Below are 26,541 nucleotides of genomic sequence, written 5' to 3'. Positions count from 1 at the left end.
CGCCCGCCGCCCCGGGGCCCGCGCGGGGGGGGGGGGGGGGGGGTGGGGCGGCGGCGGGGGGGGGGGCGGCGCGGGGGGCGGGGGGGGGGGCCCCCGCCCCCCCCCCCCCCCCCCGGGGGCATGACGGCCGCGAGGTGCGCGGCCGTCATGCCTCCGTGAAGATCCCGTACGGCGCTCCCTGGGGATCCCCGACCACCACCGGGTGGCCCCTGGGAATCCTTGGGAATCCCCGGGAACCCCGGGGAGATGGACGTCAGCGGGCGAAGTCCCTCAGGTAGTCCGGCTGCGTCTGGACGTTCAGCCGGTGCATCCTCACCTTCTTGGCCGCGTCCGTACGACGGTCGTCGAGCCTCAGCACGTCCAGGCCCTTGAGCATGTCGTTGGAGTAGATGTAGCCGTTGTAGTAGTAGGCGGACCAGGAGCCGCCGGTGGTGAGGCGGTCGGTGGTGGCGGGGCCGCGCTCGAAGTAGGCGATCTCCCTGGGCTTGGCGGAGTCCGTGAACTCCCACACCGAGACACCGCCCTGGTACCAGGCCTGGACCATGATGTCCCTGCCCTTGACGGGGATCAGCGAGCCGTTGTGGGCGACACAGTTCTCGGTGTCCGCCTGGTGCCGGTCGATCTTGAAGTAGCTGCGGAACACCAGCTTGCGCTGGTCGCCCTTGCCGACGATGTCGTAGATGCCGTCGGCGCCCCGGTTCGGGCCCGTGGCCTCGTTGCAGGTCGCCCCGCTGCCGCCGCCGAGCTCATCGGTGAAGACGACCTTGTCGGCCTTCTGGTTGAAGGTGGCGGAGTGCCAGAACGCGAAGTTGACGTTGTCCTGGACGGTGTCGATGACCTTGGGGTTCTCGGGGTCCTCGATGGAGAACAGGATCCCGTCGCCCATGCAGGCTCCGGCGGCCAGGTTCTTGGACGGCAGGACGGTGATGTCGTGGCAGCCGGTGGTCTTCGAGACCCCCGGGTTGGTGGGCCCGCCCGGGTTGCCGCCGCCGTCGGGGCCCTCACCGGGGAACAGGACGGGGAAGGAGACGACCGCCGCCCGCTCGGGTGCGGAGAGCGGGACCTTGATGACCGAGATGCCGTCGTGCGGCGGCTGGCAGTCGGGGAAGTCCGCGCGGGGCGAGTAGGAGGAGACGTAGATGTAGACGTTCTTCTTCTTCGGCACCAGGGAGTGGGTGTGCGAGCCGCAGGCGGTCTCGACGGCGGCGACGTACTTCGGGTTGCGGACGTCGCTGATGTCGAAGATCTTCATGCCCTCCCAGGAGGACTTCTCCGTCGCGGGCTGCGACGTGCTCGCGCAGGAGTTGTCGCTGCGCGAGGAGTCGGTGGAGAGGAACAGCAGGTTCCCGTAGACCGAGATGTCGTTCTGCGAGCCCGGGCACAGCACTTCGGCGACGCTCTTGGGGGCCCTCGGGTTGCTGATGTCGAAGATCCGGAAACCGTCGTAGTTGCCGGCGAAGGCGTACCTGCCCTGGAAGGCCAGATCGGAGTTGACGCTCGTGAACGCCGAGCGCGGGATGTTCGCGACATGCGTCATGTTGCCGCTGTGGACCGTCTCGTCCACACCGGGTATCTCGCCGCTTCGGATCGCGGCCGTGGCTTCGGCTTCCTGCTGCGGGGAGATCTGCTCCTGGGTGGCGGGCGAGTCCCCGGGATCGGGCGTGGCGGCCGCCGGCCCGGCCGTCAGCAGGGTGGCGAGCAGTCCGGCGGCGGCGGTGGCCACACCCAGACGTCTGCGCCGTGCACGAGTCGTGCGCAACAAGCTCACTGCGTCCTCCCTTGTATCCGTTCGTAGTTGAACGGGTCACGGACCCCGGCAGTATCTTCCCTTGCATGCACATCTCAACAGATGGCAACAAGGACTTCATGGAATTTCACGATCAAGAAGCCCCCGCAGCGCACCCGGACGGACCCCACCCCATCAAGTCCCCCCTGGAGGTAGCCGTGTTGAACCACAGCAGGGCAGCGCGCGTCCGTGGAGCCGTCACGGTCGTGGTGGCGCTTTCGGCCGTACTGGCCCTGAGCGCCTGCGAGTCGGAACCCGCCGGCTCGCAGGGCGAACCGCGGAGCGGAGCGGCCGCGGCGACCGGAGCGCCCTCCGTCGTAGCACCCGGCAAGCCCGGCGAACCGGCCCGCACCCTGTCGCCGGAGGAGGCCGCCAAGGCCCTCCCGGACAACACGCCCAACGCGGCGGACTTCATGTATACGCAGATGATGATCGTCCATCACGGCCAGGCGCTGACCATGACCGGCCTCGCCGCCGAGCGGGCCTCGTCGGCTCAGGTCAAGCGGCTGGCGGAGCGCATCGCGGTCGCGCAGAAGCCGGAGATCGACGCGATGGACGGATGGCTGAAAACCAACGGCGGCCCGAAGAAGCACGGCGGCCACGACCACGGCACGATGCCCGGAATGGCCACGGAAGCACAGTTGGCGCAGTTGCGCGCGGCGCGGGGCACGGCATTCGACGAGCTGTTCCTGAAGCTGATGATCACCCATCACGAGGGCGCCGTCACCATGGCCACGGACGTGCTGTCCCAGGGCAACAACGTCCAGGTGGAGGAGATGGCGAACGACGTGATCGCCCAGCAGACGGCCGAGATCAACCGTATGCGCTCGATGTGACCACCACCCGGGTGCCCGGGGGCCTGGGTGCCCGGGGCCCGGGGGCCCGCCTCGCCCTTCGCCGCCCGGCGCCACCGGTGTGGCGGGGGCGGCTGGTGTGGCGGGGGGGGCGGCGGTGTGGCGGGGGCGGCCGGTCCGGCGGGGGCTGGGCTGGGCCTGGTCTGGCAGGGCGGCCGGTGCGACGGCGGCTGGTCAGGCAGGGCGCGGCAACAGCGCCGGCGGCTGGTCAGGCAGGGCGCGGCCGGTGCGCCGGCGGCTGGTCAGGCAGGGCGCGGCCGGTGCGGCGGGGGCACGGCCGGTTGCCGTCCGTTGGTCCCGCGACTCGGGGCCGGGTCGGGTGTGTGGTGGGTGCGCCCGCGGGCGGGTGCCGGGGGCCGGGGGACGGTCGGCCCCCTCCCGTGCCGGTCGCTCCGGTGCGATGCTGGGATTCTCCGGGAAGGAGCTCAGACGTGCTTCGAGTCGCCGTCGTCGGATCCGGGCCGAGCGGGGTCTACACCGCCCAGTCGCTGGTCGAGCAGACCGCCGTGCCGGGCGTCCAGGTGCACATCCTGGACCGGCTGCCCTGCCCCTACGGTCTGGTGCGCTACGGCGTCGCACCCGATCACGAGAAGATCAAGTCACTCCAGGGCAATCTGCGCGCGGTCCTGGAGCACGAGGGCGTCGACTTCATCGGCAACGTCACCGTGGGCGGGCCGGGCGGGGTGTCACCCGAACGGCTGCTGGACCTCTACCACGCGGTCGTCTACTGCGTCGGTGCCGCCCGTGACCGGCGGCTCGGCGTGCCGGGCGAGGATCTCGCCGGGAGCTACTCGGCCACCGACTTCGTGTCCTGGTACAGCGCCCACCCCGACGCCGCCGACAACGGTTTCACGCTCGGCGGGCGGTCGGCCGTCGTGATCGGCGTGGGCAACGTGGCCGTCGACGTCACGCGCATCCTGGCGCGGGGCCCTGAGGAGCTGCGCGCCACCGACGTGCCGCAGGACGCGCTGGACGCGCTCGCGGCGAGCGGGGTGCGCGAGGTGCACATGGTCGGCAGGCGCGGCCCTTCGCAGGCCAGGTTCACCACGAAGGAGCTGCGCGAACTGGGCGCCCTGCCCGGGGCCCGGGTGGCGGTCGAGCCCGCCGATCTGGCGCTCGACCCCGCGTACGCCGATCCTTCCGGGCTTCCGGCGGTCAACCGGCGCAATGTCGAGGTGGTGCGCGGCTGGGCCGAGGCGGCGGACGACGGTGCGCGGACGGCGGCCGAGCGGACGATCCGGCTGCGGTTCTTCCTGCGGCCCGTCGAGGTGCTGGGCGAGGCCGGGCGGGTGGCCGGGGTGCGTTTCGAGCGGACCGTGCCGGACGGTACGGGCGGTGTACGGGGCACCGGCGCGTACGAGGAGGTCGCGGCGGAGCTGGTGCTGCGGGCTGTCGGCTACCGCGGCGTGCCGATCCCCGGGCTTCCGTTCGACGAGGCGCGCGGGACCGTGCCGCACGCGGCCGGGCGGGTCCTGCGCGACGGGGAGCCGTCGCCCGGCGAGTACGTGGCGGGCTGGATCAAGCGCGGCCCCACGGGCGTGATCGGCACCAACCGGCCGTGCGCCAAGGAGACGGCCGGCTCCCTGCTCGCGGACGCTCATCTGCTCGTGCGGCGGGAGATCGCCGACGATCCGGCGGCGGCGCTGCGGGCGTCGGGGCTGCAACCCGTGGAGTGGCCCGGTTGGCTGGCCATCGAGCGCGCAGAGGAGGCGCTCGGCCGGTCGCTCGGCCGGGGCTCGGTGAAGATCCCGGACTGGCGGGGACTGCTGGGCGCGGCGCTCGGCGGCCGCTGACGCGCCCGGCCGCCCTGTATTCACGGCCGATCACGCCCTGTACCAGCCCGTCGCCCGAAAGGTCGCCGTCTACGAGGACGACGGCGGCGGCCGGGACGCGTCGGGGCTGGGCGCGCCTGCGCGTCGACACCGGCGCTGAGCTGGGGTGACGCCCGCTTGATGCGCCGTTGTCAGTGGGTGGGTGCAGACTGGCCCGTATCCCAGACAACGGTGTCCTGGAGGTATCGGGCGATGACCGACGTACTACTGACCGTAGGCACACGCAAGGGGCTCTTCATCGGCCGCAGGCGCGGCGGGCGATGGGAGTTCGAGGGCCCGCGGTTCAACGCGCAGGCCGTGTACTCCATCGGGATCGACACGCGCCGGACCGTGCCCCGGCTGCTCGTCGGCGGGGACAGTTCCCACTGGGGGCCGTCGGTGTTCCACTCCGACGACCTCGGTGCGACCTGGACCGAGCCGCCGAAACCGGCCGTCAAGTTCCCGCAGGACACGGGTGCTTCGCTGGAGCGCGTCTGGCAGCTGCAGCCGGCCGGGCCGGCCGCTCCGGGCATCGTGTACGCGGGCACCGAGCCGGCCGCGCTGTTCCGTTCGACGGACGACGGGGAGACGTTCGACCTGGTGCGACCGCTCTGGGAGCACCCGACGCGGGGGCAGTGGGCGCCGGGCGGCGGCGGCGCGGCCCTCCACACGGTGGTCACCGATCCCCGTGACCCTGACGTGGTGACGGTCGCCGTGTCGTCCGCGGGGGTGTTCCGCACCACGGACGGCGGGCACACCTGGTCCCCGTCCAACGACGGGGTGGCGGCGGTGTTCCTCCCGGACCAGCATCCGAAGTTCGGCCAGTGCGTGCACAAGATCGCGCAGGACGCGGGCGATCCCGACCGGCTGTACCTCCAGAACCACTGGGGCGTGTACCGCAGCGACGACGGGGGCGTCCACTGGACCGACATCGGCGCGGGGCTGCCGTCCGACTTCGGGTTCGCGGCCGTCGCGCATCCGCACCGCGCCGATGTGGCGTACGTCTTCCCGATCACGGCCGACACGGACCGGGTGCCGGCGGAGCGGCGGTGCCGTGTCTTCCGTACGAGTGACGCGGGCGGCAGCTGGGAGGCCCTGTCGGCGGGGCTGCCCGAGGACGAGCACTACGGCACGGTGCTGCGGGACGCGATGTGCGTGGACGGCGCGGATCCCACGGGCGTGTACTTCGGCAACCGCAACGGCGAGGTGTACGCGAGCGGCGACGACGGCGACAGCTGGCGGTTGCTCGCCTCGCACCTGCCCGATGTGCTGTGCGTGCGGGCCGCGGTGATGGTGTGAGGGAGGCAGCCGTTGCGCCAGTAGAGTGACGGCCGTGGCAGCGCGACCTTTGAAAGAAATCGTGGAGCCGGGCTGGGCCGACGCCCTGGCTCCCGTGGCCGAACGCATCGCGGCGATGGGCGACTTCCTCCGAACGGAGATCGCCGCGGGGCGGACCTACCTACCGGCGGGGCCGAATGTGCTGCGGGCGTTCCAGCAGCCGTTCGACGACGTGCGGGTCCTGATCGTCGGACAGGACCCGTACCCCACGCCGGGGCACGCGGTGGGGCTGAGCTTCTCCGTCGCCCCCGACGTGCGGCCGCTGCCGGGGAGCCTGGAGAACATCTTCCGGGAACTCCACGCGGACCTGGGGCTGCCCCGGCCGTCCAACGGCGATCTGACGCCCTGGACGCGGCAGGGGGTCCTGCTCCTCAACCGGGCGCTGACAACGGCACCGCGTAAGCCGGCCGCGCATCGGGGCAAGGGGTGGGAGGAGGTGACCGAGCAGGCCATCCGCGCCCTGGCGGCGCGCGGCAAGCCGCTGGTGGCGGTGTTGTGGGGGCGTGACGCCCGCAATCTGCGCCCGCTGCTCGGTGACATCCCGGCGATCGAGTCGGCGCATCCCTCGCCCATGTCGGCGGACCGGGGCTTCTTCGGCTCGCGGCCGTTCAGCCGTACGAACGAGCTGTTGACGCGGCAGGGAGCGCAACCGGTCGACTGGCGCCTGCCGTGACCACCGGCCCGGCGGAGTCGCGGCGGCGCGTACGGGTGTTGGGCGTCGACTCCGGCGGCTCGGGCCTGCGCGTGGCCCTGGCGACCGCCGGGCAGGTCCCGGGCGGCCGGCGACCTGGCGGCGATACCGGGGCGCCGGTCCCGGAGACCCTCGGGAGCGTGGCGTTCGACGGGGCGGTGCCGACCGGGCCGGGCGGAATCGACGCGAAGGCGTTGCTGGACCTGCTGGTTCCGGCCGCCGAACGGCTCTTGGCCGACGCGGGGGCGCAGGACGCGGGGGCGCAGGACTCGGGGGCGCAGGACGCCGGGACGGCGGACGCGGGGGCGGAGCGGTCCGGCGCCGGGCACGGCGGGGCGGCACACCTCGACGCCGTGGCCGTCGGAGCCGCCGGGATGACGTCGCTCGGTGACGACCTGCGCGGCGTGCTGCCCGGAGAGCTCGCGCGGCGGCTGGGCGTGCGGCGCCTCGCGCTCGCCGCGGACGCCGTGACGGCGTACGCCGGGGCGCTCGGGCAGTGTCCGGGTGCCGTGGTCGCGGCGGGCACGGGCCTGATCGCTCTCGGCACCGACCTGTCGCGGTGGCGCCGCGCGGACGGCTGGGGGCACCTGCTCGGCGACTGCGGCAGCGGCGCCTGGATCGGCCGTGCCGGCCTCGACGCGGCGCTGCGCGCCCACGACGGGCGGCGCGGCGGCTCGACGGCGCTGCTCGCCCGCGCGGAGGCGCTGTTCGGTCCCGTGTCGGGGCTTCCGGGGCAGCTCTACCCGCGCACCGACCGGCCCGCCGTTCTCGCCTCGTTCGCGCCCGAGGTCGCCCGGTGCGCCGACCGCGACCCGGTGTCCGCCGAGATCCTCGCGCGGGCCGCGCGGCACATCGCGGAAGCCGCGGTCGCCGTCCACCCGAAGAGCGGCGACGCGGGTCGAGTGGCCCTGACCGGCGGGTTGTTGAAGCTGGGTGAGCCGCTGCTCGTACCGCTGCGGGCCGAGTTCGAACGGCAACTGCCGTACGGGCGGCCGGTGTCGGCGGCTGGTGACCCGCTGTCAGGGGCGCTGGTCGTCGCGGCGGCGCTCGCCACGGACACGCTGCGCCTGCCGATCGAGCCGGGCATGCTCGATGTATACCGAGGTTAACGGACTGAACGGACAAAGCAGGGTATAGGGCGCGTGAATGCCCCCTCCCCGAACAGCGAGGCGGACAAAACCAGTAGCATGCGGCGCCATGAGCTCCCCCACTGGGCCCGCTTCCGGCCTGCCTGTACGAATGCCGCGACCCCGCCAGTCCGGGCGACACCGTCGCCCGGAACCCGTGGCGGCTCCCGAGGGCGCGCCCGCGCTCGTTCTCGCTGTTCCCGGCACCCCTTCCACCGCCGTCCGCAGCCTGGCGGAAGAGCTCGTGAGCATCGCTCGCGCCGAGCTGCCCGGCCTTGAGGCCGCGATCGGCTTCCTCGACGGCGACGACACCGAGTACGCCTCTCTGACGACGGTCCTGAAGCAGGCCGCCGCGCTGCGCGTGGAGCGGTACGAGCTGGCCCTGGCCGCTGGCCGCGAGGCCGCCGAGCCCGAGGGCCCCGCCGCCGTCGTGGTGCCGCTGCTCGCCGGCCCCGACAGCGCCCTGATGGGCCGCATACAGCAGGCCGTCGCGGACAGCGGCGCCGCCGCCGAGCTGACCGATGTCCTCGGCCCCCACCCGCTGCTCGCCGAGGCGCTGCACGTGCGGCTGTCGGAGGCCGGTCTGGCCCGCGCCGACCGCGCCCGGCTGTTCACCGTCGCCACCGCCGCCGACGGCATCGTCCTCGCGACGGTGGGCGGCGACGAGGCCGTGCAGGCGGCCGGCATCACCGGCATGCTGCTGGCCGCGCGGCTCGCCGTGCCCGTGATGGCCGCCGCCCTGGACCAGGAGGGCTCGGTCGCCGCCGTGGCGGAGCAGCTGCGCGGCGCCGGTTCGGCGCAGCTCGCGCTGGCGCCGTACCTGGTCGGCCCCGAGCTGACCGAGGGGCTGCTGGACGCGGCGGCCAAGGAGGCGGACTGCGCGGTCGCCGAGCCGCTCGGCGCGTACCCGGCGGTCGGCAAGCTGGTGCTGTCGCAGTACGCGACGGCGCTCGGCATCCCGCAGCAGCCCCAGGGCGCGCCCGTCCGCTGACGGCGCCCCGTCCCGTCCCGCGTTCGGCGACCGGGGCACCGGGCGTTCCGCGCCCCCGTTCGGCATGCTCCGGCCCTTGGCCGGTCCGGCGCTCAAGCCCCGGTTCGACGCGCGCCGGCCTGGGTGGGACGTACGCCGGCCACGGTTCGGGGTACGCCGCTCCCGGTTGGACGTACGCACGTCTCCCGTTCGGCGTTCGAGCGCCAGTGGGCGACGTCCGGTGTTCCGTGTGGCGCCGAAGGGCCCGCACCGCGCATCGCGGTGCGGGCCCGTTCCGTGCCGACGGCGCGGTCGGTCAGGCGAAGACCACGCAGGAGGCGGCCGGGAACGCCAGCGAGCCGCCCCGGGTGGGCACCCCGGTCTCCGGGTCGACATCGAACCAGGTCACGTCGCCGGAGCGCTCGTTCGCGGCGTACAGCCGCCCGCCTGCGGGGTCGCGGGCGAGGTCCCGGGGCCAACGGCCTCCGCAGGGCACCGCGGCGGCCTGGGCGGCCTTCTCGCCCGTCTCGTCCAGGGTCAGGACGGTGATGGTGTCGTCGCCGCGCACGGCGACCCAGACGAACCGTCCGTCGGGGGCCACGACGACCGCCGACGGGTAACCGCGCCCCGAGGTGCCGGCCGGGGCGAGCGGGACCTCGCCGACGGGCTCCAGGACGCCCGTGTCGCCGTCCCAGCGGCAGACGGTCAGCACCGGCTCCAGCTCGCCGAGCACGTAGACGTGGCCGCCCGACGGGTGGAACGCCAGGTGGCGGGGGCCGGTACCCGGGCGCAGCGCGGTCTCCCCGTGGACGGCGAGCCCGCCGGTCGCGGGGTCGAGCGCGCACACGCGTACGCAGTCGGTGCCGAGGTCCACCCCGAGGATCCAGCGCCCGCCGGGGGCGGGCAGCACCTGGTGGGCGTGCGGGCCGAGCTGACGCTCGGGGTCGGGCCCCGCGCCCCGGTGGCGGAGCAGCCCGGTCGCGGCGGCCGGCGCGCCGTCGGGGCCGAGAGGGAGGGCGCTCACGCTGCCGGAGCCGTAGTTGGCGGTCAGCACGTGCCCGGCGGCCAGCGACAGATGGGTCGGTGCGGCGCCCCGCACCGGTGCCGGGTGGCCCAGGAGACGGGGCACCGGGCCGCTGACGTCGAACGCGGCGACGGTGCCCTCGTCGGTCTCGGAGACCGCGTACAGCAGGGCTCCGTCCGGGCCGGTGGCGAGGAACGACGGGTCGGCGAGCGCGTCGGACCCACCGGTCGGCGTCAGGGCGCCCGTCTCGGGGTCGACGTTCGCGGCGGCGACACCCCGGCCGCCCGCCGATGTGTAGGAGCCGATGAAGGCGCGTACGGGCCGTGCCGCGCCCGCCCTGCCCCGCCTGCCGCCCTGGTCCTCGGGTTGCCGCGCCACCGCGTTGCCCCTCTCCGTCGACACCGACCGTCCTTCGGTGCGGCCGACGGTAGCAGGCGGTCTAGACCAACGGGCGGGAACGGTCAGGAACGGACCAGCGGCGAGCGCGGGGAGGTGTGCAGCGGCGTGGCGAGTTCCATGAGGACCCGCTCCAGTCCGTGCAGGTGGTGCAGCGCCGCGTCCGCGCCCGGGTGGTGCGCTGCGGCCGGTGCGGGGGACGCCGCCGGAACGGAGGGTGTCGCCGAAGCCTCGACCGGGACGGCGGGCTCCGCACCGTACCGGGTGCCGGGCTCCGCGGCGGGCGAGGTGCCCGGCTCCGCGCCGGACCGGGCCCCTGGCTCCGTACCGGGCGAGACCAGCGCCTGTACGGCGGCCTCGACGCGCCAGCACGCGGCCGCGAGGCGTGCGTCGTGCGACGCCTGCGGGTCGGCCGCCACGGACGCGAGGCCGCGCACCTCGCGGGCGCAGGCGTCCAGCAGGGCGAGCACCTGGCGGGCGCGGGCCTTCCGGGCGCGTAGCGGACTGAGGGGGTGCACGAGCGGGGCCAGCGACAGCCGCGCACGGCCGAGCACCGCCTCCAGCTCGGCGGCGAGCGGCGCGGGATCGGCGTCCGGGTCACCGGCGAGGCGGCGGGCGGCGGCCGTGGTGCAGCCGTGCACGCCGCGCAGCGCGCGCTCGATCCAGGCGTTGGTGGCGGCGTGGGTGGTGATCGGCAGCACGAACGCCACCGCCAGGGCCGCGCCCGCCGCGCCGACACCGGTCTCCGCGAGGCGCAGCACCAGGAGACCGGGCTCCAGCACCCCCAGCAGTCCGTACAGGAGGGCGACCATCACGGTCACCGCGAGCATCATCCAGCTGTACGACACGGGGGCGGAGTAGAAGATCCCGAACACGCACACCGCGACGAGGGCGGCGGTGGGCGCCACCGCGCCCTGCAGGGGCACGGCGACGAGCAGCCCGGCACCGATGCCGATGACCGTGCCCAGTACGCGGCGGAAGCCCCTGACGAGGGTCTCGCCGCGCGAGGTGGTGTTGACGAAGATCCACCAGGCGGCGCCGACGGCCCAGTACCAGCGCTCCTGGGACAGGGCCTGGCCCACGGCGAGGGCGAACCCGGCCGCCACGGCCACCTGGACCGCCTGCCGGGTGGTCGCCCGCGCCAGCCCCCTGCCGCCGGGGGCAGGAGCGGCGGCGGGCGCCGGCAGTCGGCGCTCGTAGCACCAGACGCCGAAGCGGACCGCGGACGAGGCCAGCAGGGCCAGGGCGACGGCGGAGTACAGCTCGGGGAGCTGCTCGGGGACCGTACGCAGGAACTGCGTCACGAAGAACGTCATGAACGCGAAGACGCCCAGGGCGTGGCCGCGCGGCCCCCAGCGCCTGGCGTACACCCCAGCGCCCGCCACGGCGACGAACGCCAGGTCACGGGCGAGCGGGACATCGTGCAGCAGGGCGGCGACGGCGAGCACCGGAAGTCCCACGGCGGGCAGCAGCGCGGTGGTGACGGCCTGGCCCCGGACCGTGGGGTCGGTGACCGTGAAGAGGGCGAGGAGCGCGGCGAGGCCACCGGTGATGACCGCGTTCAGATCGTGACCGGTGACGGCGCACACGAGCACGGCCAGGCCGACACCGAGGACGGACCGTACGGCGCTGCGCAGCCGCAGCAGGCCCGGGTCCGGAGCCACGAACACCCTCTTCAGCACTGCTTCCCACCCCTTCGGCGCCCTGTGGACGTTCTTGCGACGGTCCAGCGACGTTCTGGCATGAAAAAGGCGCCGCGGAGGTCCGCAGCGCCATCGACTCCCCCATGAGAGCATCCGGTGCCCCAGTGGCTCAAGCGGCCCTCGAACCACTGGACCAGTGGCCCGGTGAAATCCGTGGATCATGACCATTGCACAGGCCAACGGTCCAGCCCGAAGCGCCCGAGCCGGGTTCGGGCACCGCGGCAGGGTGCGCACCACCGCGAGCGTTCGCCTCCTGCTCCCCGGCGGTCGGCCCTGCCCACGCCTGCGCGGCTGAGCCATTGGTACGGTCGGAGCGACGGGAAGGAGGCGGACGGACCATGCCGGTGGATGAGCTCGACACCCGCATCCTTCGGCTGCTCATCGAGCAGCCCCGCACCAGCGTGCGCGAGTACGCGCGCATCCTGGGCATCGCGCGCGGCACGCTCCAGGCGCGTCTGGACCGCCTGGAACGGGACGGCGTGATCACCGGCACCGGCCCCTACCTCTCCCCCGCCGCGCTCGGGCACCCGGTGCTCGCCTTCGTCCACATCGAGGTGACCCAGGGCCACCTGGACGAGGTGGGCGACGCGCTGGCCGCCGTACCGGAGATCGTGGAGGCGTTCTCGATCACGGGCGGCGGGGATCTGCTGACGCGCGTGGTGGCCAGGGACAACGGCCATCTGGAGGATGTGATCCAGCGGCTGATCCAACTGCCCGGTGTGGTGCGCACCCGGACCGAGATGGCACTGCGCGAGCGGGTGCCGCACCGGCTGCTGCCGCTCGTGGAGGCCGTGGGGCGGGCGTCCAGGGCCCAGCGCTGAACGGGACACAGCGCCCCGCGCTGAACCGGACAGCACCCCGCACGGAACCGGACAGCGCCCCGCGCTGAACCGGACCACCGGGGCGGACCGGCCGTGCCGACGCGACCGCGGGCGGACCGGCCCTGCCGACGACCGGCGGCTCCTTGGCATGCTGGACCCATGCCGGACCCCATGGGCACACCCGGGAACACGACCGCCGACCTGGCCGTGATCTTCGATCTGGACGGCACGCTGGTCGACAGCGAGCCGAACTACTACGAGGCGGGCCGCCGCGTCCTGCGCCGCTACGGCGTGACGGACTTCGGCTGGGAGCGGCACACGGACTTCATCGGCATCGGGACGCGCGAGACGCTGCTCGCGCTGAGGACCGAGTACGGCATCGACGCACCGCTCGACGAGCTGCTGGCCGGCAAGAACGCCCACTACCTGGAGCTGGCGCGCGCCTCCACCACGGCCTTCCCGGAGATGCGGGCGTTCGTGGAGCGGCTGCACGGCGAGGGCGTACCGATGGCCGTGGCGTCCGGTTCGTCGCCCGCCGCGATCGACGCGGTGCTCGCGGGCACGGGACTCGACACCTACTTCTCCGTGCTGGTCTCCGCCGAGGAGGTCGAGCGCGGCAAGCCCGAGCCCGACGTCTTCCTGGAGGCCGCCCGCCGGCTCGGCGCCGACCCGGCGGCCTGTGTCGTGCTGGAGGACGCGCCGCCCGGCGCCGCGGCGGCGCACGCGGCGGGGATGCGCTGCATCGCCGTACCGTACGTGCCGGGCACGGCCGACCACCCGGCGTTCGCGCGGGCGGGCCTGCTGTTCCGGGGCGGGCAGTCGGAGTTCACGGCGGGCGTGGCGTACGAGTTCGCCAGGCGGCGGACGGTTCCGGGGAGGTGACGCGTTTCGGCCGCCTGTTCTAGGATGCGCGAGCATCGATGATCATCCGCTGGCGGTGACCGACTGAGTTCCGCTCGGCCGCCGACCGGCCGACAAACCCTGGGGGGCCTTCCATGGACCGTGAGCGACTGAGCCGCAGAGGGCTGCTGGCCGGCACCGCCGGTGCGGGCGCCGCGCTGATCGCCGGCTCGGCCTCGGGCACCGCCGCCGCCGCCGAGGTGCCGCCGCCGAGCCCGTACCAGCTCAAGCTGCCGCACCAGATCGAGGCCGAGACCCTGATCGACTACCTGCGGACGCGCCCCTGGAGCGACAACGCCAACCGGTACAAGTCGGCCGGGGAGTTCGACGGTGAGAACTCCTTCGTGAACTGGGGCGCGCCCGGCCACCCGGAGCAGTTCTCCGTACTCGCCCAGTGCTCGTCGTTCCTGACTCTGGTCCTGCAGCGCGCGTACGGCACGGGAACGGCCTACGGATGGGCCACCCGCGAGTACTTCAGCCAGTACTTCAACACGGAGCCCGGCAAGCTCTACCCGACGGCCGAGAAGTTCCGGGAGGGCTTCGCGAACGCGGCGAACATCCCGCGCTTCACCGGCGTCACGAAGCCGGTCAACCTCCGCCCCGGGGACCTGGTCGCCTTCGACTACGACCCGACGGCCACCACCACTCCGTACACCGGGCACATCGTCATGATCCGTCAGCGCAAGGGGACATGGGCGTCGGCGGCGGACAGCCAGGTCGGCAGCAACGTCATCCCCTACGTGTTCGAGATCATCGACTGCACCAGCGACCCGCACGGCAACCCGTCCGCCTCCGAGACCGCCGAGGCGACCTACCGGGGCTTCCCCGACACCCGTATCGAGGAGAGGCCCGGCGGGACGCCGGAGTGGACGGAGCACAACGGCGCCGGCTACGGGCACATGGTGTTCTACGCGGACGCCACCACGAAGCTCTTCGCCGGCTACCGCTGGAGCGTCAACTCCTCGACCGCGCGCACGGTGGCCCAGCGCCCGATCGCCGCGGGCCGCGTCTACCTCGGCTGACCCCGTCTCGCCCACGCCGGGTACGACGTGGGGGCCGGCCGCGGTCACGCGGCGCCCCGTGCGGGGCGACAGGCCCGGCTGTGGTGCCGGGTTCCCGCGTTGTCCGGCCTCTTTCGGCGCGGGGCGGGACGGCGGCGGGGGCTGGCTATGATCGGCCGCCGGGACGCCGCACGCCGGGTCGCCCGCGGGACGGACGCCAGGGCGCCGAGGGACGCCGACGGACCACGGGCGGACCGGGCACGGCCCCGGCACGGGCAGGAACACGACACGACAGAGGGTGCAGCCATGCGGAGCCGAAACGGACGGTCGCGATGACGAAGCGCGGGCCGGACGGACGGCCGCTGGGACTGGGCCTCGCCCTGCGGCTGCTGGGAGCCGTGTGGCTCTGCCTCGGAGTGTCGTACTTCGTGCGTCTCTGGGTGGACGACGCGGAGATCCCGGTGGGTCTTCCCGCGGCGATGTTCCTCACGGTGGTGCTCCATGACCACTACCGGGGCCGGTATCCGGCACTTCTGGTCGGCTCGGTGGTGGGCTTCTTCACGATGTTCCACCTGGTCGACCGGTTCAGGGGGCCGCTGGACCGGCTAGAGGCCGAGATCCTGGCCGTCGCCCTGGCGGCCGTCCCCGCGGTCGTCGTGTTCACCGTCGGCGCCCGCATCTGCGACGGTCGCGGTACCGGTACCCGTTCCGCTTCCCGCCCCGATTCCGGTTCAGGTGCGGGTGCGGGTTCCGGTCCCAGTTCCGGGCACGCTGCCGGGTGAACGTCCCTCCGATGTGACGGCTGTTTCCCCTGTGCCATACTCGGCGGCGCTCTCTGCACGTACCGGAGTCCGGGGGATCTCGATGAAGCGTGAGCCTGCCGTGCTCGGCGCCGCACTCGCCGCCGTCGCCACCGTCTCCGCCGACGGGTCCGCCATGGCCTCCGTGGCCTCCGCTCCCGCGCCCGTGAGCCGTCACCCGGGTGGCGTCTCGTGACCGGCATAGCCCTGGCGACCCCCTATCTCGACACCGACGCCGACCAGCTCTCGTTCACGCTCGGGTGCCCCGCGCGCGAGGCGCTCGCCGTGCGGGATCTGACGGTCGGCGGACTCGACGTACGGCTCAGCCTGCTGGGCGCCTCCCACCAGGTCTTCGCCGGTCCGGTACGGGAGACGGTGGCCTGCCTGCCCGGTGTCGACGCCTGCCTGCCCGGCACGGTGACGCGCGAGTTCGACGGCTGGGACTACCACTTCAGCGCCTCCGTCCAGCACTTCGACGCCGCCGGGTTCGGCGCACGCGTGGCTCGGATCCGCGGCCGGGCGGACGAGCACCCCCGGGCGCTGTACGGCGTCTTCCCCGGCTCCCCCGACGCGCTCACCGCGCTGACCGTCGAGCCACAGGGCTCCGGGCTGAGCTGGCGCACCTGGCACACCTATCCGCAGAGCCGCCAGATCGTGGCGACGCACACCCGACTGGAGGCCCGATGAAGACCGCCCGACGCACCAGCGTGACGCTGCTCGCCGCGGTCGCGCTCACCGCGCTCACCGCCTGTTCCGGCGAACCGGACGACGGCAACGACGTCCCGTCCGGCTGGATACGGCAGCAGTACGCCTCCACGAACGAGGCCGGTTACGTCGACGACAGCGACCCCGCGCCCCGGGTGGCGCAGGAGATCGACGGCCACACCGCGGCCCAGGCGCAGTTCAAGGACGGTGACAAGGTGTTCCTCCGGTACCGCGACGACATCGTCGCCATCACTCCGCGCCCGTCGGCCGGCAGCCGGATCGAGATCGCGGACTACCGCACCGGCTATCACCGTTGGAGGTCGCACATCGGCTCCGTCTGGCCGGACCCGGACAGCGACAGCTTCCGTGGCGGCGGCCCCGGCTCCGGCAAGTGACCTCCGCCAGGCCCGCCGTACCCGCCCTGTCCGCACGCCGTCCCCGCCGTACCCGCACGCCGTCCCCGTAGGCACACCCCCAGGCACTGAAAGGCATCCCCGTGGCAGAGATCTTCGAGTCGGCAGGCACCGCCCTGCTCTACGGCCTGGTCGGCTTCGTCGTGATGGTGGTCGGGTTCATCGCGCTCGACCTCGTCACCCCCGGCAAGCTCTTCCATGTGGTGTGGACGCAGCGCAACCGGGGTGCCGCTGTCCTCGTCGCCGGCCAGACGGTCGCCATCGGCCTCGTCATCGAACAGTCCATCCGGGCCAGCGAGTCCGAACTCGGTCTCGGCTACGGGCTGGTCAGCACCCTCCTGTACGGCCTCGCCGGGGTCGTCGTGATGACGCTGATCTCCTTCGTCGTGGGGCTGATGACCCCCGGCCGCCTGGGCGCCACCGTGCTCGACGACAACGGTGACCGTCCGCACCCCGCCGCCTGGGTCCAGGCGGCCATGTACCTCGGCACGGCCTTCATGGTCGGCGCCGCCGTCTCCTGAGGCGGACATGGGCACCACCGTTCTGGACCGCTCCGCTCCGGCGGCCGCACGACCGCCGGAGCCCGCCCCTACGCGGGGGGCCCGCTTCCTGCTGCTCCTCGCGGTGTTCATCTGCGCGGCCTGCGGTCTGGTGTACGAACTGGCGCTGACGGCGCTGGGCAGTTACCTCATCGGCAACTCCGTGATGCAGACCTCCGTGGTCATCTCCGTCATGGTGTTCGCCATGGGCATCGGGTCGCTCGCCGCCAAGCCCCTCCAGCGGCGCGCGGTCGGCGCGTTCGCCCTGGTGGAACTGCTGCTCGCGCTGGTCGGCGGCCTGTCGGTGCTCATCCTGTACGCGGCGTTCGCCTGGCTGCGCGTCTACATGCCGGCCACGGTGGTGATCTCGTTCGTCGTCGGACTGCTCATCGGTGCCGAGATCCCGCTGCTCATGACGCTGCTTCAGCGGATCCGGCGGCAGGAGGCGGGCAGCGCCGTCGCCGACATGTTCGCCGCCGACTACGTCGGGGCCCTCATCGGCGGCCTCTGCTTCCCCCTGCTGCTCCTGCCCGCCTTCGGGCAGCTCAAGGGCGCGCTCGCGGTGGGAGCCGTCAACGCCGTCGCCGGGGTCGTGGTCGTCCTGTGGATCTTCCGCAGGGAGACGCGCAGGGTCGTACGGATCGGCCTGCTGACCGCGATGGCCGCCGTACTCGCCGTGCTCGGCACGGTGTACGTCCTGGCGGACGACATCGAGGTGACCGCGCGCCAGCAGCTCTACCGCGACCCGATCATCCACGCCGAGACCACGCCGTACCAGGACATCGTGGTCACCCGGTCCACCGCGTTCACCGGGCAGCCCGACACACGCCTCTTCCTCAACGGGGACCTCCAGTTCTCCTCCGTGGACGAGTACCGCTACCACGAGGCGCTGGTCCACCCGGCCCTGGCGGGGAAGCGCGAGTCCGTGCTGATCATGGGCGGTGGGGACGCGCTGGCGCTGCGGGAGGTCCTGCGGTACGACGACGTCGAGGAGGTGACCCTGGTGGACCTGGACCCGGCGATGACACGGCTCGCCCGCCGTTTCCCCCCGCTGGTCGCGCTCAACGGCGACGCGCTGGACGACCCCCGTGTGACGGTCGTCAACGCGGACGCCTTCAGCTGGCTGCGGGACGTCGGCCGGCGTTACGACGCGGTCGTCATCGACTTCCCGGACCCTGACACCGCCGCACTGGCCAAGCTGTACAGCGTCGAGTTCTACCACCTGCTGGGCCGGGCCCTGCAGCCGGAGAGCCGGGTCGTGGTGCAGGGCGGCTCCCCGTTCTTCGCGCCCAAGTCGTACTGGTCCATCGCCACGACGATCGACACGGCCGGCTACACGACGACCGCGTACCAGGTCGACGTCCCCAGCTTCGGCAACTGGGGCTTCGTGCTCGCCACCCGTGGCGGCGACGGCCCGCCGCCCCGTCCGCGCCTCGCCGAGGACGCGCCGCCCCTGCGCTTCCTGGACGACGCCGTACTCCGGGCCTCGACCGTCTTCCCCGTGGACCGCCGCCCCGAGAACGTGCGCGCGACCACACTGATGGATCCCGCGGTGCTGGAGTACACCCGCCACGAGTGGCAGAACTACTGATCAGACAGGCCCCTCCGGGCCGCCTCGGCGGACAGCCGTGCCGCCGCCAGGTCGCCGTCACGCTCCGGACACCCCTCAGCCCAGAAACGACAGCCGACCACGCGCCGATGCCGCAGAGGCGGCACGGACGAGGGCGCCGGGTCTGTGCCCGGCCGGCTGCCCTGCCCCGGCAGGGCGCGAGGCCACCGGGCGCCTCCCGGGCGTCCGGTCAACGCGGCTTAAGCGCGGTCCCGACCGGCGGAGCCGGACGGTCCGGCGGACACGTCATGCTCATTTTCGATGGCGGGTTCCTCCTCGGCGGCCTGCACTCCGGAGGAAGGGAGCAGCTGCGGAATGCCGTCGACGATCGGATAGCGGAGGCGCAGGCGCGGATTGTAGAGAGCGTTCCCGATCTCGTCGAGGATCAGCGGCCCCTTGTCGAGCGGGCAGGCGAGGATCTTCAGCAGCGGGTTGTCAGGCTTCATGGCCGGGTTCCTTCGGAAGTGGGGGGTCCGCGTCGTGTCGCGGCAGGGTGAGCAGGACCGTCAGTGCGAGCGCGGTGCCGCCGAGACGCAGTAACAGCCGCAACGAGTCGTCGGGCAGCGGCTCGTCGAACGCGATCGTGCCGCTCACGATGGTGAACACACAGGTCACCGTCGAGCACACCGGGACGATCAGTGAGGCCCGGCAACGCTGTAGCGCGGTCTGTGACAGCACCAGTCCGCCGGCCCCTGTCAGCAGGAGGAGGTACGGGTACGGGGAGGAGAGCAGGGCGGGCACGGAGCCCAGGAGGTCCGAGGTGTCCAGATGCCCGGAGACGCCCTTGATGGCGAGCGAGCTGACGCCGTAGATCAGACCGACCGCGACCGCGTAGGCCACTCCTGTGGTCGGCTGCCGATGGCGCCGACGGGCGCGCCGCTCCGCAGCCGTGTAGAGCGCCAGCCCGGCCGCGAGGGTCGGCACGCACAGTGCCAGCAGGATGCCCGTGGGCGCGCTGCGGCTGATCTCCTCGCTGGACTCGTACAGCGAGGCCACCACCATCACCAGCGCCAGACCGATGACTGCCACCGCACGCCGCTCACGGCCGGAGGGGCGCTCACCGAGCACCACCGACGAGAGCACCAGCAGGAGGACCAGCCCGGACAGGAACAAGCCCTGGGCGGCGGCGATCGGCAGTGTGCGGTAGACAGCCAGCTGCGCGGCGAACCCCAGGGCCAACGCCATGGCCCCGCAGATCCACAAGGGCCTGCGGGCCAGCAGGATCAGGACCCGGCCCGGCTGTGCGGCGCTCAGCGGCGGCATGCCTGCCAGCGCCCGCTTCTCCAGGACGAAGCCGGTGCTGTACAGGACGTTGGCCACCAGTGCGGCGGTCACACCCCACACCACGGGCTACACCTTTCTCGCATGCACGAGGAGGATGGAAGCGAGGGACGGCAGCCCACAGGCCAAGCGGTCCAGCGGGCGGAGCGGGCGCGGCACTCCGTGGAACGGCGCACCGGCGACCGTCACCACCTCGAACCCGGACGCCGCCACGAACTCACGCAGCGCGCGCGCCGTGTACAGCCTCAGATGGCCCACCACCTCCCTGCCCGGTCTGCCGTGGATGCGGCGCAGACTCACCTCGGAGAACACCGGCTGGACTCCGGCGAGCAGCAGGGCGCGGTTGTACCAGGCGCCGAGGTTCGGCGTCGAGAGCATCAGATGCCCACCTCGTCGCAGCACCCTGCGCAGTTCGTCGAGAGCGCTGTCGGGGTCGACAAGATGCTCGACGACCTCGCTGAACAGCACGGCGTCGGCACTGCCGGAGGCGAACGGCAGCCCGCTGCCGGTCAACTCGCCGCGGACGACCTGGCTCAGGCGTGGCGCCGCCCGGCGCAGCGCGTCCTGCGACCAGTCGATCCCCACGATGCGGTGCCCGTCCAGGACGCGGGTGGCGGTCGCGCCCGCCGAGCCGTCCCCGCAGCCCACGTCGAGCACGGTCGCGGCCGGGCGGCCGGGCCCGACGGGGCCGAGCGCATCGGCCAGCATCCGCGCCTGGCGCAGGGTGCGGGCTTCCCCGGAGGCGACGGGAACGGTGGGGTTCTCGTAGAAGTCCCGCAGCCCGGGAACCGGCCGGCTCGGAGTCGCCGCCGCCTCGGGCGACTTCCCGGTTGCTGCGGAGCCGCTGGCGGAGGGAGTCATGACGGCCTCTTGTGGGTGTCCCGGGTGGAGCGGGCTCCACCCGGAGTCGGGTCGGGGTGCTGCGTGTCGCGGTGGTACGGGCCGCCCGGGCCCCGTGCGTGATCCCGGGCCGGAGTCGCCTCGGGGTCCGCGGCGGTGGCGTCCGCCTCCCCGGTCGCGGCTCCCGGCCCCGCCCCCGGAGCATTCGCCCCGGCCGGGGTGAGAGACGTCGCCGACAGCGACTCCGCGAACAAGCCCACCAGGTCCGCACCGGCCGCGTCCCCGAGCAGCGCCCGCGACCAGCGCAGCGTCACATGCAGTCGCCCGCCGGTGGAAGCCGCCGCCACGCTCAGCCCGCGCGGCATCCGCGCCGGTGCGGAGAACCACACGGCCGCCGCCCGGCCGGCGTCGCCGAAGTCCAGCGCGTACGGCACGCGTCCGATGTTGGTGACCAGTGCCGTCGACGTCCAGGGCGCCGTCACCCGCCGTGCGCCACGGGTGAGCACGCCCCGGATGCCGACTGGCAGCAGCGGTGCGGTCAGCAGACTCGCCCCGGCACCCAGGGGGGCGCCCTGAGCCGACTTCAGCGCGTGGGTGCGCCGAGCGGTGGTGCGCAGTAGCCGGGCCACGGCTGCCGGGTCCGGCCGCTCACCGAGCAGCAGGCCCGTGTCGCGCGGGTCCTCGGGGGTCATGGCCACCTCGACGAGCCGGGTTCCGTTGCCCATCGGCATCTCCGTGCCGCGCGGCCGGTCGTCGACGGGCATCGTGATCCGTACCGGACCGGCCGGCCGGCCTTGCAAGACGTTCCAGCGGGTCACCATCAGTGATGCGGCGACCAGCAGTTGGTCGTTGACGGTCCAGGGCGAAGGGTCTCCGTTCCGCGTCACACGCCGAGGAACGGGCAGGTCCGTCTGCAGCATGCCGTTGCCCACGGCGCGGGCGCGGACCGGCTCGGGGCGGGAGTCCGGCGCGACGCGTACGGGGCGCGTCCGTACGACGCGGCCTGTCCCGCCCGGGGCGGGGCCCGGGCGCCCCGGCCGGACCCGCCCGGCGACCGGGACGGGGTCCACGCCTCCGTACTGTTCCGCGGTCGTGGCGAGTAGCCGCAGCCCCGACGGCGCGTCGAGGGCCGTGTGATGCATCGTCAGCAGGAGCACGGTCCCGGTCTGTGAAGCCGCGCCCGCCGCCGACGGACCCGGGGCGCCCGTTCCCCCGTCCATCTCGATGACTTCCAGGCGCATCGGCGGCGACAGGGTGAGCGGCGGGCATGCGCTCAGCGCGCGGGCCCGGGCACTGGCCAACGCGTCGGGGCCCCGCCCCGCGAGGCTCACCGGGTCGCTGTCCGGTTCGCCGGTCAGCTCCCACGCGAAGGACCGCCGGTGCCGGCGGCCGGGCACTTCCCGCATCAGCACCCTGGAGTGCGTCAGCAGCGCCCGCCGGAACGCGACCCGCAGCCGTGCCGGGTCCAGTCGTCCGGGCAGATGTACCTCGATGTGTACGCTCTCCGGTTCGTCGTCACTGAGGCAGTGCCGCGACACCTCGTCGACGGTCGGAAAGGGTATCCGGACCCCGCCGGGAGGGGGCGCGGCCCCCCCGGCGGGGGTCCAGGGCGCGATCACGAGGGGCCACCGCCTTCCGGCCGCCGAAGGGGCGGCTCGGGCCGGTGCCCGTCGCCGGTACCGCGCGGCTCGGCCGTGACCACCGGTCCGGCTTCCGGCGCGTCGGAATCGGCGTCCTCGCACCCGTCGTCACGCCCACGCCCGGCGGTACGCCCACGCCCGGCGGCACCGGACGCCGGCCTTACCGCAGTCACCAGGGCGGCGGACAGGGCCACCAGCGCGAGCACCTGAGCGAAGCCGCTGAACGCGCCTTCCCCGGTGGCGACCGGCTCCCCGGCGCCGACGGCCGCGACAAGGCCCGCTCCGGCCATCGCCGCCGCCGCGATCGGCACCAGAACGGCCGGCCGGAACCGTGCCGCCAGGGCGAGTGCTGGCACGACCAGGGCCAGCGGCCCCGCCGCCAACGCGACGACCGCGGTCAGCGCAAGGGTTCCGAGCAGCATCCCCGGGGGCGGCGGCTCGGGCAGCTCCTCGTCGGTCCCGCCGTCTTCGCGTCGGCGGCCCACGAAGGCCAGGGCGACCAGGGCGAGGAGCGCGAACGCACCGCCGATCAGGGCTGCCCGGTACGACCCTGAGGGCTCGAACTCCATGGTCACCGTGCCGGACGCCCCGGCCGGGATCACCCAGGCCTGCTGCCAGCCGTCGAGGCGCACCGGCTCCAGCTCCGTGCCGTCCAGGGTGGCCTTCCAAGCGTCGTTGGCGTTCTCGTAGGTCCGCAGGTACGTCGCCTCGCCGGAGCCGGCCGACACCGAGACGGTCCGGCTGTCGTCGGTCCACCGGGTGACGGTGGCCTCGCGACCCGCCGCTCCCGCCAGTTCCCGAGGAGTGCCCCGGGTCAGCGTGACGTCGGTGATCGCCAGCGGGCCCGCGTCACCCGCCTCCACCTCGTGGTCGCCGGGCGGAAGTTCCAGGGTGCCGTCCTTCTCCTCGCCCGCGCAGAGGGCGACGGTGACGGGGCGCCGCTCGGTGAGGTCCCGGACGAGCCCGGAGGCCTTCGTCTTGTGCAGGACACCGCCCACAGCGAGGTCCGGGCCCTCACCGCACGGCAGCGAGAAGCGCGCGGACGGCTTCGGCCGCGGCACCCGCAGATCCGCGAGTGCGGGAACGTGCACCTCGCTCAGCCCGACCGGCAGCTGCAACTGCGCGTTCGCCACCGGATTGTGGACGGTGAGCGGGACGACCCTGCTGATGGTGATGTCGAGCCGGTTCGTCTCGATCTCCGGGAAGCGGACCCGTCCGTTCTCGTCGACGTCGGCCACCGCGGCGCCGTGCGGGGAGCTGACCATCACCTGCTCGGGCCGGGTGGACACCCCGCCGGCCGGCGCGAGGATGATCTCGTCGATCTTCCTCTTCCGGGGCCAGCTCAGGTGGACGACGGGCCGGTCACCCGCGATCCAGGCGGTCGTCAGATCACCGTCGACCAGGTTGCGGGCGCTGAGTGACGTGCCGTTGCGGCTGATGGAGTCCACGCTGGCCGTCACCCGGTTCTTCGATCCGGGAGCGGCGCGGTCGAGGAGTTCGTCCAATGCGCCGCCGGGCACGGCGACGGCTCGCGCCGACACCTGGTACTCGCCCGGTTCCCGGGTGCTGAACCGCCGGTGCAGTCCCGCCTCGGCCGAAACGGGCGACAGGCCGCCCGCATCGGTGCCGCGGTGCAGGGAGTACACGCTCGCCGCCGCGTCGGTGTGCTCCGCGTCGGCAGGCAGCACCAGCATGCGCGTCACCTGCACGTCAGGGATCGACACCTCGGCGAACCCGGCCCCGGAGAGGCCCGGGCGCGCCTGCTGCGCGGCAACGATGGTGATCTTCATCCAGGAGGCCTCGCCCGAGGGAGCCTTGACGGTCTGCGGCAGGCCGTTCGTCTGCAGGGGGCTGTCGGCCGAACCGCGGTCGGTCTCGATCCGCACCCGGGTGGGCGCCGCGCGCATCGCGTCGCCCGGCAGGGGCTTCAGCTGGATGGAGGCCGGGATGTCAGTCGGCCGGGAGAATTCCACTCTGAGCCACTGCCCGGCCGGCTCGCCCGGGCTGCCCTCGGCCCACGCGGTGTCCGGGTTGCCGTCGAAGGCGTTCACCGGGTCGTACTGCGGCAGGTGGAACAGCCAGTTGCCACTGCTGGAAGCCGTCACGGCGCGGGCGCCGCGCAGCACCGCCGTCGTCTGGTGGTCGGTGCCCTCCGACGGCAGGATCTGCTTGGGCTTCTCGCCCGGGTTCTGCAGGCTGCCGGAGTGATTGCGCTCGTCCGCGGTGTACGTGTACGAGGTGTTGTTGTTGACCAGGCCGAACCGGGTGTCAGCTCGACGCAACCCGTCCGCGACCGCCTTCACCGGCGCGACGACGCCCTGAGGAAGAGTGTCCCCGGCCAGTACGGCCGGCCGCTCGGCCATCGAGGGGTCGGCGGACAGTTGGAGCAGCGCCTCGGGTCCGCCACTGACCACGGCCGTGTCGGCCACGGCCGAGACACCGACCCGGTCGGGCCTCCCGTTGCGGTCCTGCGGCTGGTAGATCTCCACGGCCTGAAGCCGCGGGTAGAGCCCCTGCACCTGGAGAGGGGTGTCGGCGGCGATGCGTCCGCCGGTCACCAGCGGTCCGAATCCGGTGATCTTGCGGTAGCCGGACGATTCCAGGGTCCGCTTCACCGTCTGCGGCGGGACATAGCCGATCTGGTCGGGGTCGAGGTCGTTGCGGACGACCACCTCGTGCATGCCGGCCCGTGCCAGGTAGGCCTGGAGACCCGGAACCTCGGTTCCTGACAGCAGCGCCTGCTCGACGGCGTCCGTCATACGGCGTGCGCCGGGAGTACCGAAGGGGACGAAGTCACGCTGCGCCCAGGGGGTCTCGGCCAGTACGTCGAACGGCTGGTCGATGGGAGATCCCCAGGTGTAGATGCCGTGCGCCGTCGCCGGTACGACCAGTGCCCGGCTGTTCGGGGCGTTGTCCTTGAGCCAGTCGGCGGCCTTCTCCCAGTGGGCGGGCAGTCTGGTGAACGCTCCGGGCTGCAGGATCGAGCCGTTGACGTACGGAAGTGCCAGACCGGGCAGTACCAGCACCGCCGTGGCCGCGGGCACCCAGCGGCGACCGCGAAGTGCGCGAGACCCCCTGCTCCCGGACAGCGCGGCTGTCAGATGGGCCAGTCCGAGGGCGAGCGCGAGGGCCAGTCCCGGCTGGAACTTGTAGATGTTGCGGAACGGCTTCAGCGGCCCGTCCAACCAGTCCTGGACGACACCGTGGAACGGACCGCCGAAGGCTCCGCCGTACCCGGCGAGCGAGATCAGGACGACGGCCAGGACGGTCAGCATCAGCCAGCGGCGCTCCGGCAGGTCCCGCCGGGCCAGGCCCGCCAGCCCCAGCGCCGCGGCGAACGCCGAACCGAGAACGGTGACGACGGAGGTCGCGACGGTCCAGCCGGCCGGCAGCCATGCCTCACCGAAGTTCAGATAGGCCACCCAGTTGCCGGCGCCGCGCAGCAACTCGGTCGCGGACATGGTGGCGGTGGTGGTGTCGGCCTGCTCCACGTACGGCATGAAGTTCTCGCCGTGCATGCCGAGCAGGAGCAGCGGGACCACCCACCACACGGTGGCCAGCACGACGCCTGGTATCCACCAGCCCAGCAGCGCCCGCCGACGCCGGCCGGGAGGGCGGCTGAGCAGGTACAGGCCCACGGGCAGCAGCGCTGCCAGTGTCGAGGCCGCGTTCACGCCGCCCATGAAGGGGATCAGCAGGGCCGAACGTGCGGCGGCCGTCCGGGGGCTCGCCTTCGCGGATGTCAGCGGCAGCAGCACCCAGGGCAGCAGGGCACCGGGCAGCGCGGCGGCGGAGGTCGACCCGATGACGATCGTGAAGGTGGGCCACAGCGCGTAGACGACCGCACCGACGACCCGGGACCGGGGCGTCCCCACGCCCAGCCGTTCGGCGAGCCTGAGCACGCCCCAGAAGGCAGCGGTCACGATGATCGACAGCCAGAGCCGTTCGGCCACCCACACCGGCACCTGCAGCATGTCCATGAGCGCGTAGTAGGGCAGTGCCGGAAAGGCGTAGCCGATGTACTGGTTGGCTATGCCGCCGAGGCCCACGTTGCCGTTCCACAGCGAACCGAGGTCGCCGATGAAGCGCCAGGGGTCGAGGGCGACGCCGAGTTTGGTCTCGAACGTCATCTTCCCCGGTGACACCGCGAGGAACGACACCAGCACGACGGCCCAGAAGCCGAACAGCAGGCGTCGTCCGCGCGGCTCGCCGAACGCCTCCGACGGCGTCGGGCCGGGCTGCGGCACCCGCGTGGGCGCCTGGACCGTAGTGGTCATGACCGTTCCTCGCTT

The 26,541-nt window shown here is 73.3% G+C and carries 23 protein-coding genes; 15 read left to right on the top strand and 8 right to left on the bottom strand.

The genetic code is table 11. The features are described from left to right. Positions 1 to 253 precede the first annotated feature (253 nt). Positions 254 to 1,768 carry an LVIVD repeat-containing protein gene (locus ACGF5U_RS15365; protein WP_392714516.1) on the bottom strand — a complete coding sequence of 505 codons (1,515 nt, stop codon included), beginning with the start codon at positions 1,766 to 1,768 and terminating at the stop codon, positions 254 to 256. Positions 1,769 to 1,944: 176 nt separating this feature from the next. Between ACGF5U_RS15365 and ACGF5U_RS15360 the strand changes: the two genes are divergently transcribed. From ACGF5U_RS15360 to ACGF5U_RS15335, 6 genes are all read left to right on the top strand, one after another. Continuing rightward, positions 1,945 to 2,622: a DUF305 domain-containing protein gene (locus tag ACGF5U_RS15360; protein WP_392714708.1), complete on the top strand. Its 678-nt coding sequence runs from the start codon at positions 1,945 to 1,947 to the stop codon at positions 2,620 to 2,622. A 449-nt stretch (positions 2,623 to 3,071) separates the two neighbouring features. Beyond that, positions 3,072 to 4,433, top strand: a complete 1,362-nt coding sequence (locus ACGF5U_RS15355) for an FAD-dependent oxidoreductase (protein ID WP_392714515.1) — start codon at positions 3,072 to 3,074, stop codon at positions 4,431 to 4,433. A 231-nt stretch (positions 4,434 to 4,664) separates the two neighbouring features. After that, the gene (locus ACGF5U_RS15350) at positions 4,665 to 5,750 is read left to right on the top strand and encodes a WD40/YVTN/BNR-like repeat-containing protein (protein WP_392714514.1); all 1,086 of its coding nucleotides are present in this window, start codon (positions 4,665 to 4,667) and stop codon (positions 5,748 to 5,750) included. Positions 5,751 to 5,784: 34 nt separating this feature from the next. Next, positions 5,785 to 6,462 (top strand): uracil-DNA glycosylase, encoded by a 678-nt coding sequence (locus ACGF5U_RS15345; RefSeq protein ID WP_392714513.1) that lies wholly within the window; start codon positions 5,785 to 5,787, stop codon positions 6,460 to 6,462. After that, positions 6,459 to 7,589 carry an N-acetylglucosamine kinase gene (locus ACGF5U_RS15340; protein WP_392714512.1) on the top strand — a complete coding sequence of 377 codons (1,131 nt, stop codon included), beginning with the start codon at positions 6,459 to 6,461 and terminating at the stop codon, positions 7,587 to 7,589. Before ACGF5U_RS15345 ends, ACGF5U_RS15340 begins: the two co-directional genes overlap by 4 nt. Positions 7,590 to 7,677: 88 nt before the next feature. After that, the gene (locus ACGF5U_RS15335; RefSeq protein WP_392714511.1) at positions 7,678 to 8,598 is read left to right on the top strand and encodes a sirohydrochlorin chelatase; all 921 of its coding nucleotides are present in this window, start codon (positions 7,678 to 7,680) and stop codon (positions 8,596 to 8,598) included. A gap of 295 nt (positions 8,599 to 8,893) precedes the next feature. Here ACGF5U_RS15335 and ACGF5U_RS15330 read toward each other — a convergent pair whose 3' ends face one another. Both ACGF5U_RS15330 and ACGF5U_RS15325 read right to left on the bottom strand, forming a co-directional pair. Further along, complete coding sequence (locus ACGF5U_RS15330; RefSeq protein WP_392714707.1) at positions 8,894 to 9,907, bottom strand: lactonase family protein; 1,014 nt, start codon at positions 9,905 to 9,907, stop codon at positions 8,894 to 8,896. A 155-nt stretch (positions 9,908 to 10,062) separates the two neighbouring features. Continuing rightward, positions 10,063 to 11,679, bottom strand: coding sequence for an FUSC family protein (locus ACGF5U_RS15325; protein WP_392714510.1), 1,617 nt, complete (start codon positions 11,677 to 11,679; stop codon positions 10,063 to 10,065). A 359-nt stretch (positions 11,680 to 12,038) separates the two neighbouring features. Between ACGF5U_RS15325 and ACGF5U_RS15320 the strand changes: the two genes are divergently transcribed. The 9 genes from ACGF5U_RS15320 (at position 12,039) to ACGF5U_RS15280 (ending at position 18,470) form a co-directional block, all read left to right on the top strand. Next, complete coding sequence (locus ACGF5U_RS15320) at positions 12,039 to 12,521, top strand: Lrp/AsnC family transcriptional regulator (RefSeq protein WP_392714509.1); 483 nt, start codon at positions 12,039 to 12,041, stop codon at positions 12,519 to 12,521. Between the two features lie 159 nt (positions 12,522 to 12,680). Next, the gene (locus tag ACGF5U_RS15315; RefSeq protein ID WP_392714508.1) at positions 12,681 to 13,403 is read left to right on the top strand and encodes an HAD family hydrolase; all 723 of its coding nucleotides are present in this window, start codon (positions 12,681 to 12,683) and stop codon (positions 13,401 to 13,403) included. A gap of 113 nt (positions 13,404 to 13,516) precedes the next feature. Next, positions 13,517 to 14,443 carry a hypothetical protein gene (locus ACGF5U_RS15310; protein WP_392714507.1) on the top strand — a complete coding sequence of 309 codons (927 nt, stop codon included), beginning with the start codon at positions 13,517 to 13,519 and terminating at the stop codon, positions 14,441 to 14,443. A 311-nt stretch (positions 14,444 to 14,754) separates the two neighbouring features. Then, the gene (locus ACGF5U_RS15305; protein ID WP_392714506.1) at positions 14,755 to 15,204 is read left to right on the top strand and encodes a hypothetical protein; all 450 of its coding nucleotides are present in this window, start codon (positions 14,755 to 14,757) and stop codon (positions 15,202 to 15,204) included. Between the two features lie 82 nt (positions 15,205 to 15,286). Beyond that, entirely contained in the window at positions 15,287 to 15,418 is a 132-nt protein-coding gene (locus ACGF5U_RS15300) for a hypothetical protein (RefSeq protein WP_392714505.1), read from the top strand. Next, positions 15,415 to 15,909, top strand: coding sequence for a DUF2617 family protein (locus ACGF5U_RS15295; RefSeq protein ID WP_392714504.1), 495 nt, complete (start codon positions 15,415 to 15,417; stop codon positions 15,907 to 15,909). The genes ACGF5U_RS15300 and ACGF5U_RS15295 overlap by 4 nt, the downstream gene beginning before the upstream one ends. Beyond that, complete coding sequence (locus ACGF5U_RS15290) at positions 15,906 to 16,322, top strand: DUF4247 domain-containing protein (RefSeq protein WP_392714503.1); 417 nt, start codon at positions 15,906 to 15,908, stop codon at positions 16,320 to 16,322. The genes ACGF5U_RS15295 and ACGF5U_RS15290 overlap by 4 nt, the downstream gene beginning before the upstream one ends. A gap of 101 nt (positions 16,323 to 16,423) precedes the next feature. Then, complete coding sequence (locus ACGF5U_RS15285) at positions 16,424 to 16,861, top strand: DUF350 domain-containing protein (protein WP_392714502.1); 438 nt, start codon at positions 16,424 to 16,426, stop codon at positions 16,859 to 16,861. Positions 16,862 to 16,868: 7 nt separating this feature from the next. Then, entirely contained in the window at positions 16,869 to 18,470 is a 1,602-nt protein-coding gene (locus tag ACGF5U_RS15280; protein ID WP_392714500.1) for a polyamine aminopropyltransferase, read from the top strand. Positions 18,471 to 18,688: 218 nt separating this feature from the next. Here ACGF5U_RS15280 and ACGF5U_RS15275 read toward each other — a convergent pair whose 3' ends face one another. The 5 genes from ACGF5U_RS15275 to ACGF5U_RS15255 form a co-directional block, all read right to left on the bottom strand. Beyond that, the gene (locus ACGF5U_RS15275) at positions 18,689 to 18,934 is read right to left on the bottom strand and encodes a Trm112 family protein (protein ID WP_392714498.1); all 246 of its coding nucleotides are present in this window, start codon (positions 18,932 to 18,934) and stop codon (positions 18,689 to 18,691) included. Further along, the gene (locus ACGF5U_RS15270) at positions 18,924 to 19,823 is read right to left on the bottom strand and encodes a DMT family transporter (protein ID WP_392714496.1); all 900 of its coding nucleotides are present in this window, start codon (positions 19,821 to 19,823) and stop codon (positions 18,924 to 18,926) included. Before ACGF5U_RS15270 ends, ACGF5U_RS15275 begins: the two co-directional genes overlap by 11 nt. 15 nt (positions 19,824 to 19,838) lie before the next feature. Further along, a complete protein-coding gene (locus ACGF5U_RS15265; protein WP_392714494.1) occupies positions 19,839 to 20,630 on the bottom strand; it encodes a class I SAM-dependent methyltransferase in 792 nt (263 codons plus the stop codon). Continuing rightward, complete coding sequence (locus ACGF5U_RS15260; protein ID WP_392714492.1) at positions 20,627 to 22,147, bottom strand: condensation protein; 1,521 nt, start codon at positions 22,145 to 22,147, stop codon at positions 20,627 to 20,629. Before ACGF5U_RS15260 ends, ACGF5U_RS15265 begins: the two co-directional genes overlap by 4 nt. A 77-nt stretch (positions 22,148 to 22,224) precedes the next feature. Next, positions 22,225 to 26,526 (bottom strand): alpha-(1->3)-arabinofuranosyltransferase family protein, encoded by a 4,302-nt coding sequence (locus tag ACGF5U_RS15255; RefSeq protein WP_392714490.1) that lies wholly within the window; start codon positions 26,524 to 26,526, stop codon positions 22,225 to 22,227. Positions 26,527 to 26,541 lie beyond the last annotated feature (15 nt).

Origin of the sequence: Streptomyces sp. NPDC047886 (genome assembly GCF_043204435.1) — a bacterium.
Taxonomy (GTDB): domain Bacteria; phylum Actinomycetota; class Actinomycetes; order Streptomycetales; family Streptomycetaceae; genus Streptomyces.
Note: the sequence above shows the minus strand (reverse complement) of the source record. Positions and strands in the feature narration are given on the sequence as shown.